Source organism: Oscillibacter sp. 1-3, from assembly GCF_000403435.2.
Taxonomy (GTDB): domain Bacteria; phylum Bacillota; class Clostridia; order Oscillospirales; family Oscillospiraceae; genus Oscillibacter.
Map to the genome: position 1 here is coordinate 1 of NZ_KE159713.1, position 12,389 is coordinate 12,389.

Below are 12,389 nucleotides of genomic sequence, written 5' to 3' on the forward strand. Positions count from 1 at the left end.
ATAATCACCTCGTTTCTTGGTATGAAAAAAGGGAGAATGTGACCGGAATCAACATTCTCCCTTAGAAACGATATGTGATTGTGCAATAATCTGTCTTTTGTGAGGTTAGCTTTTGAGAGCCATCTCGCCGCAAACCCGCATGAATACTGGATTTTTGCCTGTTTGCTTTCCCTTCCCCAATAACCTGTGTTCAACGAATATTATGCCAAAGACACGAGTAATAAGATTCGGGCGGTATTCGATTCACGCATGAAAGACGGGAAGCGTTGTTCGGGCAGTATTCCCTATGGCTATAACCGGGTGGAGGGCGATAAGCAGACGCTTGTCGTTGACCCGGTCGCCGCCGAGGTGGTGCGGCATATCTTCCAGCTTGCCAACGAGGGCAAAAGCTCACGGACAATCGCCGCCATACTGACCGAGGAAAAGGTCTTAATCCCTGCCGCCCACGCAAAGGAAAACCATCCAGAACAGTACCATGGGCAGAAATACACGGACAAATATCTCTGGTCGCTGTCAGCGGTTCAGAAGATTTTGAAGCGGCAGGAATACCTTGGACACACCGTCCTGCACAGGTCTGTTGTCACGAACTTCAAGCTGCACAAGCGCAGGGAAACCGATGAAGCGGAACAGTATGTGTTTCCCAATACGCATGAGGCCATCATTTCGCAAGAGCTGTGGGACAGCGTTCACCGCAGAATAAAGCGGGTAGAGCGGGCCTCCCCCTGGGGCAGTCAATATAACCGTCTGAGCGGCTACCTTTATTGCGCCGATTGCGGCAGACGTATGACCTTGCAGACCCATCACAGTAAGAAAGACGGCTCCATTCAGCACTCTTTCCGCTGCGGCGGGTACGCCAGCCAGATCAACACCTGTACGGCCCACTCCATCAGCGCCAACAATGTGGAAGCCCTGCTCCTGTCTGCGGTCAAACGGCTTTCACGGTTTGTCCTGCAAGACGAGGAAGCGTTTGCGGCGGAACTTCAATCCCTGTGGGCCGACAAGCAGGAAGCGAAGCCCCAGCAAAGCAAGCAGGAATTGAAGCGATTGCAGACCCGATATGACGAGCTTTCCAGACTTGTGCGGGGGTTGTATGAAAATCTCATGTCCGGCCTGCTCCCCGAAAGGCAGTACAAGCAGCTTTCGGCGCAGTATGACAGCGAACAGGCAGACCTTGAAGCCAGGATGGACAAGCTGAAAGCCGCCGTTGCGGAAGAAAAGACAAAGCCCCTTGATATTGAGCATTTCATTTCCCTGATACGGAAATATAAAGACCCCGCCGAAGTGACCGATATGATGTTCTCCGAACTCGTTGACAAGATCGTTGTCTATGAAACGGCGGGGACGGGAAAGGCCCGGACGCAAAAGGTCGATATTTACTTCAACTATGTCGGGAAAGTCGATATTGCCTACACCGAACAGGAGTTAGAGGAAATCAGGGCGCAGGAGGAACAGGCTGAAAAGGAACGGTTAGCCCGCCAGCGGGCCAGGGAAAAGGCATATCGGGAGAAGCGCAAGGCGGCGAAGATTGCGGCGAACGGCGGCGTGTCTGTCCCCCCGAAGGTCTGCCCCCATTGCGGCAGGGAGTTTACCCCGGCAAGCAACCGGCAGATATTCTGCTCTGACGAGTGCTGTTATCAGGCAAGGCAGGATAAGAAAAAGGCAGAACGGGAAGCGGAGCGTGGAGAGCATTATTACCGCCAGCGCAAATGTGCTGTGTGCGGCAAGCTGTTCTGGCCTACGCACAGCCAGCAGACACTTTGCTCCGATAAGTGCCGCAAAGAGAAGCACAATCAAGTTACCTTGAAAGCCTATCACGACAAAAAAGCAAAGGAGAACGCACAATGGAACACTTCATCAAAGACGAAAGAACAGGTATCAGCTACGAGCTTATCGGAGACTATTATTTCCCCTGCCTTGCTCCCCCAGCCAGCCCGAACATCGGCAAGTACGGCAGAATGAGGTGGAGGTATCTGAAAGAGCACAGACGGGCAATTTATTCTCAGCTTGTATTGTCCGATAAGCTGGCAGGGCACCTTGAAGAAATCGACCAGTCCGCAAACGAGATGATGGAACGGCTCATAAAGGACATGGCAGAGCGTCAGGGCGTGACGGAGCGGCTGAAAGCCGAAAATCAACTGCGCTGGGTGGGAATGATGAATAATATCCGCTCTGCCGCCGAGGAAATGGTCTTGAACGATTTGATTTACGCATAAGGCAAAAGGAAGCTGTCATTGAGAGGTGGCAGCTTCCTTTTTCGGGAAGTAATCAAGAAGTCATTAAGTCCCTTGTGTAGTGGAAGGAATTAAAATCAATAACACCTCGACAAATGGGAAGTTTTCTCTTATTGAGTTCGGCACACTTCGTCCCGATAGAAACGGTCACCCTTGGACACCGTAATCAGCTCCCCCCGGTTTTCCATAGCCTGGATACGCTTGGCAATCCACCAGTCGCCGATACCCAGTTGGTGTCGCCCAATCACCTCACCAATAAGCTGAGCCACCCGAAAGGTTCCATCAGGGATATGAGCACGAATAAATGGGTCGTAGAAGTCCTCCCCAACACTGTGCAGACGCCCATTGACAACAGCACGCAAGGGCGCATTTTCCTCTCGAAGCTGTGACCACTCCATAGCGATAGCTCTGCGAACATTTTGGGGGATTTCCCGCTCCAAAGGCAGATACGCCGCCCAGTCTCCCGGAGAAAGTTCTCCCCAGTTCAAACAGGATTGCACTGTGCCATCTTCCCATGGCATCCACCGGGGCATTTCTAAAGCGGTCACAGGGCAGTTACAGTCCCGTAGTTGCCAAAGCACATCATAAAACCCACACAGGGAGTAAGGTGCGTTGCTGTACCAGATTCGCACAGCCTCGCCGTGTTTTCCACCCTCCAAAAGCCGCTCTCTGTCCCGCTGGCGTTGTTCCCAAAGCATATCTCGCTGGGCATAATCGTCCGGGTCGCAATCTGGGAGTGGGAAATCGCCCCCCAACCAAGCGGTAAGCAAATCAAACCGGGCCTTCTCCACATCAGGGCCGCTTATGGGGCCGATGTCCAATCCAACAGACGGGCATAACACATCCCCAGGGTCGCCGCCCACGGGCCGCGCCCGGCGGTTTTCTGCCTCCCATTGGGCCTTGAGCTGGGCCATAGCCTGATCCTTCTCCTCCTGAGTAGGTTCTCGCTCTCCGTCACCGAAAATAAATCCGATTGGCCCATCATCCCAACTGGACGGCCCCCAATGTGTGGCCAGCTTCAATGACCCACACTCACTGTCGGAAAAAACTATTTGTAGCATGGTAAATACTCCGTTTCAAATTGCCATTTAGTTTTTCTCAACCTTAAATTCTACAGTTCTAAACTCGAAGCCGCTTTCTTCTGGCTCTGTTCCGTCTGGCCGTTCAAGTCCTAAAGTATCATAATACTCATTTGTAAATGGAATTTGTTCATAGGGGAAATCGCTTTGCAAATCCTTGATATATTCAAACGGGGTATCTATCGGTGCTATACCTGTCCCTTTGCGAATTGTACTCAAGGCACCTTCCACTTCGGGCCGAACTCTCCATTCCTGTTCTTCTGGACTATTAACAAAATTCTCAAACCTTTTTTTATCCCACCAAATAATCTGTTGCAAAATATTTGTATTACCAGTGGCGAGTATCAGCCCCAAGAAATCGCAGAAATTACGGGCAATTGGATAGACATTGTAATCGCAGCAGGTTTCCGGGTTGACGCAGAACACCATATCTCCAAAGCTCTTAATAAAGCAGTAGTGTATGCCATTATCCCAGCCAATGATTTCCGCTCCAATAGGAGTGCAAAAATACGGTGTTTGCGTTCCCGCTTCTAAGCCAATCCAGCTACCATCTATCTTCAAGTTTTTATATTTTTCATAAAGCAGGTTCATTTAGGTACCCCCGTAAATTTAGCGTTTGTCGAATCACTATGGATATAGTATACCACCAACCCAAGCGACATTCAACCCCCATCAAAGCACACATCTGAGCCGGAGAAAAGCACCGTAGCGATACGGTGCTTTTCTGTTGCCCAGGGCAGCAAAATCAACTGAAAGGAGGTCGCACAATGACCCCAAACGGAAGCAACGACACGGTTACTTTGGAGATTATCAGGGCGAGCGAGGTCACGCCCAGGGAGGTGAAATGGCTGTGGTATCCCTATATCCCATTCGGGAAGATAACCCTGCTCCAAGGCGATCCGGGCGATGGCAAGAGCAAATTCATGCTTGCGCTGTCTGCCCTGCTGACCGATGGGAAGCCCCTGCCTTTCCAAGAGGTAGAGGAAGCAAGCGAACCCATGACGGTGATTTACCAGACCACGGAGGATGATGCAGACGATACGGTTGTGCCGAGGTTTATCGCTTCCGGCGGCAATCGTGATAATCTTATCTTCATCAAGGAGAATGAAAAGCACCTGACCTTTGGAGATGACCGGCTGCGACAGGCAATCGAACGGTACAATGTCAGGCTGCTCATTCTTGACCCGTTGAGTTCGTATATCGGGGAAGATTGCTCCATGAACGACGCCAACAAAACGAGGACGGAGCTGAACCACCTTATCAAAATCGGGCAGGAAACGGGCTGTGCAATCGTTGTTGTGGCGCACATGAACAAGAACAGGGATACCTCCCCGCTGTACCGAACCAACGGCTCAATCGACATTGCCGCCGCCGCAAGAAGTATTCTGGCGGTGGCGAGGACGCAGAACAAGGAGAACCTTTCGGAGCGGTATATGGTGCAGGTGAAGTCCAATCTCGCCCCGACCGGCAACGCCATTGTCTTTGAAGTGACCGACAAGGGCGTAAACTTCCAGGACGAAATTGAACTGACAGCGGACGAAGCCTTTTCCCTTTTTGCCCCAAAGCTGGGCAGGCCGAGCGAAAAGGTAGACGGCGCTGTTGCGTTTCTGAAAGAGCTTCTTTCAGACGGCAGGCCGCAGCTTGCTGCCGAGTGCGAAGTAAAACTTGAAGCCGCAGGCTTCAAGAAATCGACCATCAAAAAGGCCAAGAAGAAAGCCGGCGTTCACTCGGTGAAGGAGGGCTTTCTTTGGTACTGGGCTTTGACGATGGGCGAAAAACCGAAAGAGGAACGGCAGGCAGTCACGGCGGATGACGGCCTGCCGTTTTGAATTGAGGTTTTAAGGGAGGTCAAGGGGGGAAAGCCCTTGCCCACGACATCTTTGCGGCGAAGCCGAAAGTGTCATAGTGGGTTACACACATTCGCAGAATGTTGTGTAACGGCGCTCCCCCGCCACCTCTCGGAAAGGAGGAACCGATGGCAAAAGAACCAAGGCCCGATATGAGCTGCGCCCGTGTGAAGCAGTACAAGTCCTCCGACATTGGGGCGGCTGAACGGCACAATGAGAGGAAGAACGAAAGCTACGACAACATCAATGTCGTGCCGGAGCGGATACCCCTCAATGTCCATTTCTGTGACCCCGGCGGGAAGTCCTATATGGAAATTCTGCGGGAGATGGAAGCGGATGGGGCAATCAGCCTGCGGGGGCTTCGGCAGGACGCTACCCTTTTTGACGAGATTATCATTGATGTGAACACGATGTACTTTGAGCGGAACGGCGGCTATGACTACGCCAGGGAGTTCTACGCCGAGGCGGTGCGCTTTCTGGAAGATAAGTTCGGAAGCGAGAATGTCATCTCCGCCGTCATGCACGCCGATGAAATCAACCGGGCGGCAAGTGACGAGTTGGGAAAGGATGTGTACCACTACCATCTTCACGCCGTTGTCCTGCCTGTGGTTGAGAAAGAAATCCTGTGGAGCAAGCGGTGTAAAGACCCCGCCCTGCGTGGGACGGTGAAAGAGGTTATCCATCAGATCAGCCACTCCAAGAAATGGGCTTCCGATATTCCCCTCACCGATGAACACGGCAGGGCAATCCTGCGGAAGAACGGCAAGCCGAAGTACCGGGCGTCATACAGCGTCCTGCAAGATGAATTGTTTGAGCATATGCGGGAGCATGGCTTTACCGACTTCCAGCGTGGCGAGCGTGGCAGCACTTCCGAAAATCTGAGTTCGCTCCAATATCAGATTAAACAGGATACCAAACGGCTCTCCAAGCTCCAAGAGAAGGTTGCAAGGGAGCAGACCAAATACCAGGCGGCCCACGAGGTCAGCATGACCCTCAGCGACATTGACAGCATGGGTCAAAAGACCATCACGGGAAAGGTCGCTATCAGCAAAGAGGACTACTCCCAGCTTACCTCGCTGGCAAAGGAGGGCATTACCAGCCGGAACGAGATTCACAATCTGAAAGAGAACGCCCGCTATTACCGCCAGCAGTATTCCAGGGCTTCATCGGCGTTGCAGAAAGCGCAGGAACGGTATGACGCTCTGAAAGAGAAATGCCAGCCGTTTCTGGACGCTATGGAGCATTTTCCCGATGTTGTGCGGGTGTTTGTCAGCAAGGTCAGGGAGTTGTTCAGCGTCAAGGAAGCGCAGGAGCGGAGAGAAAAGGAGGAAGCGGAGCGCAGGCGGCAGGCCGAGCGTGAAGCGAGAAAACAGAAGAACAGGAGCAAGGGTTGGGAGAGATAGCCGCTTCGACTACACTCCCGACTTTTTGACTTCTTCACCTGTTCTAAACTGAACGCCCAGGCGTCGAAACCGGGCTTTCGCTGTCGGAAGCCCACGATTTTTGGAAAGGAGCACTATGGAAAATCAATATTCTATCCGTATAGGAAACACCAATTTTATTGTCAGTGTGAAGCAGTCCGAAACGGCGAAAAAGCCCATGGATACAGCGTTTCGTGGCCTTTGTGTCCATGAAGTTTTAGGCGATTGCTTTGCTTCTGACAAGTTCAATTTAGAGGAAATCAAAAAATCCTCTTGACAAACCGTCCCCGGAGGGCACGGGCTTTCGTACCAAGACCCGGTTCGCCAAATTCTACAATCTCCCGGAGCTTATTAACATTTGGAAAGAGGCCGCTGACATTCAGACGGCGGATATGCTGAAGCTCCCCACCCCGGAGGCGGAGTACATCACCGTCACCACCGAACCCAGCAGCTTTCAGCAGGAAATGGTGGCGGAGCTGGGCGAACGGGCGGAGGCCGTGCGGAACAGAGAAGTGGAGCCGGACGAGGACAATATGCTGAAAATCACCTCGGATGGCCGCAAGCTGGCTCTGGATCAGCGTTTGCAGAATCCCCTCCTGCCTGACGACCCGGACAGCAAGGTCAATGCCTGTGTCAAGAATGTCCTGGCCGAGTGGCGTGACAGCGCGGACATTCGGGGGACCCAGCTTGTTTTCTGCGACCTCTCTACCCCCAAAAACGACGGCAAATTCAACGTCTATGACGATATTAAGGCCAAGCTGATCGCCCAGGGGATTCCCCCGGAGGAGATCGCTTTTATTCACGACGCCAACACCGAAGCGCAAAAGGCGGAGCTGTTCGCCAAGGTACGCCGGGGGCAGGTGCGGGTACTGATCGGAAGCACCCAGAAAATGGGAGCTGGCACCAACGTCCAGGACCGCATTGTGGCGTCTCATGACCTGGATTGCCCATGGAGGCCCGCTGATTTGGAGCAAAGAGCCGGTCGGTCGCTGCGCCAGGGCAACATGAACAAATCGGTCAAAATGTTCAAGTACGTCACCAAGGGCACCTTTGACGCCTACAACTGGGGGCTGGTGGAGAACAAGCAGAAATTCATCGGTCAGATTATGACCAGCAAATCCCCCGCCCGGTCCGCTGAGGATGTGGACGCCACCGCCCTCTCCTATGCCGAGGTCAAGGCCCTGGCTACCGGGGACGACCGTATCCGGGAGAAGATGGAGCTGGATGTGCAGGTGGCGAAGCTGAAAATGCTGAAATCCAACCACACCGCCATGCAGTATGAAATGCAGAACAAAACGCTGAAATACTATCCGCAGAAAATCGCGGAAACGAAGCTGTTTATTGAGGCGCTGGGGAAGGATTTGCCCATTGTCCAGGCCCATCCGGTGAAGGACGACGCTTTTTCCATGACCGTCATGGGCCAGACCTTCACTGAGCGCAAGGAGGCGGGCGAGGCCATTATCAAGGCGTGTCTGCTCATGCCCGACCCGGAGAAGCCCCTCGACCTGGGCGAATACCGGGGCTTTCCCATGCAGCTTCATTGTACCGGCTCCAAGTTCAAGATCACGATGAAGCAGCATTTGACCTATACGGCGGAGCTGGCCGATGATCCGGTGGGCAATGTCACCCGTATCAACAACGCCTTGGAGGGTATGGCCGAAAAGATCAAGGGGCATGAGAACCATCTGGAGAGACTGGAGAAGGAGCTGGTGAACGCCAGGGAAGAATCTGAGCGGCCATTTCCCAAGGAAAATGAGCTGGCGGAGAAGTCCGCCCGCCTGACCCAGCTCAACCGGGAGCTGGAAAAGCCCAGGACAAAGACGGTGGAACAGTCCCAGGATGGTGAGGACGAAGCGGATTTGGAGGGCGGCGAGGCCCCCGCGCCGGAGCCGCCCGCCCTTACCGTGCTGAGCGGTGATAAGCCGTCCATCCGGGCGGCGCTGCGCTCCTACGTTCCACCCGCGCCGGTGGCTGCTGGCGCGGAAAGAGATCAGCGAAGGGAGGCGGCACTGTGAGAAAGTACGAGGGCCGGACGGTGGGCCTTTACACAAAGGTGTCCCCGGAGGAAAAGGAGGTGATTGACCGGAAAATGGCCCTGCTGGGGACGATGAATCTGCGGGCGTACCTGCGGAAAATGGCGGTGGACGGATATGTGGTCCAGTTGGATATGTCCAGCGTGGTGGAGTTGGTGAAGCTCCTGCGCTCCATTTCCAGCAATGTGAACCAGATCGCCCGCCGCTGCAACAGCACCCGAAATCTCTACGCCCAGGACGTGGAAGATTTGCGTCAGGGCTATACGGAGGTCTGGCAGGGCATCAACGACCTGCTGAAGAAATTTGAATCGCTGTGACTGCGAGGGCGGCGGGAGCGTGTATTTTGCGCTCTCGCCGCCTATTTTTACTTGAAAGCCTATTTTCAAAATGCTTATCCTGTGTTATGATAAAAAAGTTATTTGGAATTGATGTTTTTGGGATATAATTTTCCTGATTAGATTCAGCGGAAAATATTACATCAAAAAGGAGCAGTTATCATGGATGAGCAAAACACGAAGCGCACCCGCCGCACCCCCCAGCAGATGGCCGAGGCCGTTGACAGCAAGATTGAAAAGCTGAATCAAGAGCTGGAATCTCTTGCCGCTAAAAGAGACGCCGCCAATGAGGACTTCGATAAGAAGGAGACGGCTGTTAAGGAGCGGATCGCGGCTTTAGAGCAGAAGAAAAAGGACATTCTCGCTCCCAAACCGCCGCGCAAGCCCCGTAAGACCAAAAAGCAGAAAATCCAGGATTTGATTAAGAGCGCCAGCAAAGCCGGATTAAAGCCGGAAGAAATCGCCCAGCGGCTTGGCCTGGACCAGCCGGAGGATTGAGTGTTCCGGTAATCGCCGGGTATGACAAAATTGAATACCAGCTTTTAACGTGAGGGACGACCCAAGTGTCGTCCCTCTATTTTTTGCAAGAAAGGGTGAATGAATGCCAGGAGTAACCAAAGAACAGATCGCAAAAGCAAAGGAATGGGATTTATTATCCTATTTGCAAACCTACGAACCCCATGAGCTGAAACGGAGCGGCCCTAATGAATACTGCACCCGGACCCATGACAGCTTGAAAATCTCCAACGGAAAATGGTGCTGGAACAGCCGGGGTATCGGGGGCCGGACGGCGCTGGACTATCTGATAAAGGTCCGGGGTATGGACTTTGTGGGCGCGGTGGAGGCTCTGTGCGGCTACCGCGCCCCGCCACCCCAGGAGCGGCCCAAGCCAAAGCCTCCGAAGCCCTTTCAACTCCCGGAGGCCAGCCGCTTCCCTGCCGCCATGCTGTCCTATCTGCAAGGCCGGGGGATTCACCCGGAACTGCTGCAAGCGTGTATGCAGGCCGGTACGCTCTATGAGAGCCGGAAATATCAGAACTGCGTCTTTGTCGGCAGGGACCCGGAGGGCTGTGCCCGGTTCGCCTGTCTCCGGGGGACACGGGACAACTTTCGCATAGATGTGGAGAGCAGCGACAAGCGGTACAATTTCTCTCTGCTGGCCGCTGACCCGGAGTGTCCCCGGCTGGCGGTGGCGGAAAGCCCGATTGATGCCCTATCCCTGGCCTCGCTGGTGAAGCTGTCCGGGGGTGAGTGGCGGGACAGCCATTACCTATCCTTGGGCGGGACCGCGCCTCGCGCCATGATTCAATTCCTCCACGATCATCCCCACGTTACCCAGGTCAGCCTATGCTTGGATAACGATAAGGCGGGGATTATGGGCATGGAGCGGCTGGAAAACGCCATCCAGGACAACCCGGAACTGTCCCAGCGGGTGAAGCTGATTTACCGCAATCCGCCACCTGCGGAACATGGGAAGGATTACAACGAATTTCTCTGCGCTCATACCAAAGCAGTGCGAGAACAGCGGCAGAGGGAGCCAGCCAGATAAATCACTTGCCCGATGAAGCAAACGCCTCAAACAATTTATTCATAATATCAACTGCAATTTCAAACTGTTCGGATGGAAGTTTACTCAGACGGTCAGAAATACCGTGAACATCATTTTCGATTTCTTCTCCAAAAAGAATAGAATCGCTGGAAATAGAGAGTGTTTGACAAATGCGTATTAATGACCCGATGGAAACCCCAACAACTCCCCGCTCTATATCTGAAACATTTTTTGTTGCAAGGGAAACCAATTCTGCGAACCTATCTTGCGTCAGGCCAGCCGCTTCTCTTGCAATACGGATTTGATTGCCGATTCTCACATTGATTTCTTTTTTCTCTCGCACATCAGCACCACCTTTCACCTTTAGTTTATGTAATGGTGGTGTTGACAACAACACGGTCTGTGCTTTATAATTTATGGTGTTTATAACACGATTCAAAAGCATGGCCACAACAGGGGCGGGAGATAGATTGCTGTACGCAGGAAGGAGGCCAAACCATAGCAATCTCCAACATACTCCCCCGGAAGATTATGCGGAACCGGACCCGGCAACAGTCTATGGCGGACCGGCACGACTATGACCAGAAAGCGGAGAAAACCCAGGACGGCGAGCTGGTGTCCTCGTTCATGTGTTCCCCGGAAACCGCCGCAGAAGAATTTGAACTTAGCAAGCGGCTTTACTTCCAGATCACCGGACGGAGCCAGCCCGTCCACCGGGACGTTATCATGTACCGGGTCATTCAATCCTTCAAACCAGGAGAGGTCAGCCCGGAAGAAGCCAACCGGATCGGCTATGAGCTGGCGATGAAACTCACGGAGGGGAAACACCAGTTTGTTGTGTCCACCCATGTGGACAAGGCCCATATTCACACGCACATAGAATTTAACAGCACCAATCTCAACTGTGACGGAAAATTTGTAAACCCCAAGGATTCTTATCTGGTTCTCCGGCGGCTCAATGACGATTTGTGCAGGGCGCACGGCCTGTCCGTGATTGAGAACCCGAAGCCGAGTAAAAAAGAGCGGAAGCAGAAGGAGATGGAGGCGGTCAGGCATGGGCGCAGCCACAAGGAGCATTTGCGCCAGACCATTGACCGGGTACTCCCCGACTGCCGGGACTACGATGATTTTCTTGCGAGGATGCGGGCCGAGGGCTATGAGATCAAGGAGGGCAAAGCGCTGTCCTTCCGCGCCCCCGGCTGGGACCGTTTCACCCGCTCCAATAAGCTGGGGGCCGACTACACCAGGGAGGCCCTGCGGGAGCGCAGCGCCCACCGGGGCGGGCGGTCTGCGGCGGCGAAAAAGCCCGTTCCCCACGCTGGCCGGAAAGTCAATATGCTCATCGACATTCAAGCAAAAATGGCGGCTGGCAAGGGCGCTGGTTATGAGCGTTGGGCGAAGATTTTTAATCTGAAAGAGGCGGCGAAAACCCTTAACTTTCTGATTGAGAACGGCCTGACCGACTATGATGAATTGGCGGCACGGGCGGAACAGGCCGGTGATCGCTTTGACGAGGTTGCCCGCCGTATCAAGCAGTTGGAGGGCCGCATGGCCGAGGTTGCCCAGCTCAAGACCCATATCATCAATTACTCCAAGACACGGGAGGTTTATGCTGCCTATAAGAAGTCCCGCCACAAGAAGGAGTTTCTGGCGGAGCATGGGGATGAGATCGCCAAGCATGAGGCGGCGAAGAAAGCCTTTGACGCATTGGACGGCAAGCCCATTCCAAAGGTTGCCCAGCTTTCCCAGGAGTACACCGCTTTGCTGGCGGAGAAGCAGGAGCAGTACGCGGAATACAAGGCTCTGCGGCAGGATATGATCGCCTACCGGACGGCGAAGCAAAACGTAGATAAAATTCTCGGATTAACACCGGAGGCTCAGGAGCAGAATAGAG

At 53.6% G+C, this 12,389-nt stretch carries 14 protein-coding genes; 10 read left to right on the forward strand and 4 right to left on the reverse strand.

Annotated elements, in window-relative coordinates:
* Positions 1–194, reverse strand: a 194-nt coding sequence (locus tag C816_RS25275) for a hypothetical protein (protein WP_242832306.1), incomplete at its 3' end; no start/stop codon positions are given.
* A gap of 55 nt (positions 195–249) precedes the next feature.
* Between C816_RS25275 and C816_RS20970 the strand changes: the two genes are divergently transcribed.
* Entirely contained in the window at positions 250–1,959 is a 1,710-nt protein-coding gene (locus C816_RS20970) for a recombinase family protein (RefSeq protein WP_016324424.1), read from the forward strand.
* A complete protein-coding gene (locus tag C816_RS20975) occupies positions 1,842–2,213 on the forward strand; it encodes a TnpV protein (RefSeq protein ID WP_040656483.1) in 372 nt (123 codons plus the stop codon). Before C816_RS20970 ends, C816_RS20975 begins: the two co-directional genes overlap by 118 nt.
* Before the next feature lie 128 nt (positions 2,214–2,341).
* On the opposite strand, the gene C816_RS20980 is transcribed toward C816_RS20975, so the two are convergent.
* Both C816_RS20980 and C816_RS20985 read right to left on the reverse strand, forming a co-directional pair.
* A complete protein-coding gene (locus tag C816_RS20980; RefSeq protein ID WP_161930137.1) occupies positions 2,342–3,145 on the reverse strand; it encodes a DUF3658 domain-containing protein in 804 nt (267 codons plus the stop codon).
* A 174-nt stretch (positions 3,146–3,319) separates the two neighbouring features.
* Positions 3,320–3,901 (reverse strand): hypothetical protein, encoded by a 582-nt coding sequence (locus C816_RS20985; protein ID WP_016324427.1) that lies wholly within the window; start codon positions 3,899–3,901, stop codon positions 3,320–3,322.
* 176 nt (positions 3,902–4,077) lie between these two features.
* On the opposite strand from C816_RS20985, the gene C816_RS20990 reads away from it, so the two are divergent.
* From C816_RS20990 to C816_RS21015, 7 genes are all read left to right on the forward strand, one after another.
* The gene (locus C816_RS20990; RefSeq protein ID WP_016324428.1) at positions 4,078–5,139 is read left to right on the forward strand and encodes an AAA family ATPase; all 1,062 of its coding nucleotides are present in this window, start codon (positions 4,078–4,080) and stop codon (positions 5,137–5,139) included.
* Between the two features lie 146 nt (positions 5,140–5,285).
* On the forward strand, positions 5,286–6,560 hold the full coding sequence (locus C816_RS20995; protein ID WP_016324429.1) for a plasmid recombination protein: 1,275 nt from the start codon (positions 5,286–5,288) through the stop codon (positions 6,558–6,560).
* A gap of 115 nt (positions 6,561–6,675) precedes the next feature.
* The gene (locus tag C816_RS23290; protein ID WP_016324430.1) at positions 6,676–6,855 is read left to right on the forward strand and encodes a hypothetical protein; all 180 of its coding nucleotides are present in this window, start codon (positions 6,676–6,678) and stop codon (positions 6,853–6,855) included.
* A 115-nt stretch (positions 6,856–6,970) separates the two neighbouring features.
* A complete protein-coding gene (locus C816_RS21000) occupies positions 6,971–8,593 on the forward strand; it encodes a helicase-related protein (protein ID WP_016324431.1) in 1,623 nt (540 codons plus the stop codon).
* Positions 8,590–8,928 (forward strand): MobC family plasmid mobilization relaxosome protein, encoded by a 339-nt coding sequence (locus C816_RS21005; protein WP_016324432.1) that lies wholly within the window; start codon positions 8,590–8,592, stop codon positions 8,926–8,928. The genes C816_RS21000 and C816_RS21005 overlap by 4 nt, the downstream gene beginning before the upstream one ends.
* A gap of 180 nt (positions 8,929–9,108) precedes the next feature.
* Positions 9,109–9,444, forward strand: coding sequence for a hypothetical protein (locus tag C816_RS21010; protein WP_016324433.1), 336 nt, complete (start codon positions 9,109–9,111; stop codon positions 9,442–9,444).
* Between the two features lie 103 nt (positions 9,445–9,547).
* Positions 9,548–10,495 carry a toprim domain-containing protein gene (locus C816_RS21015; RefSeq protein ID WP_016324434.1) on the forward strand — a complete coding sequence of 316 codons (948 nt, stop codon included), beginning with the start codon at positions 9,548–9,550 and terminating at the stop codon, positions 10,493–10,495.
* A gap of 1 nt (position 10,496) precedes the next feature.
* Here the strand turns inward: C816_RS21015 and C816_RS21020 are convergent, their stop codons facing one another.
* Positions 10,497–10,940: a helix-turn-helix domain-containing protein gene (locus C816_RS21020; RefSeq protein WP_242832307.1), complete on the reverse strand. Its 444-nt coding sequence runs from the start codon at positions 10,938–10,940 to the stop codon at positions 10,497–10,499.
* A gap of 86 nt (positions 10,941–11,026) precedes the next feature.
* Here C816_RS21020 and C816_RS21025 point away from each other — a divergent pair.
* Positions 11,027–12,389: relaxase/mobilization nuclease domain-containing protein (locus C816_RS21025; protein WP_016324435.1), on the forward strand; the 1,363-nt coding region annotated here is incomplete at its 3' end.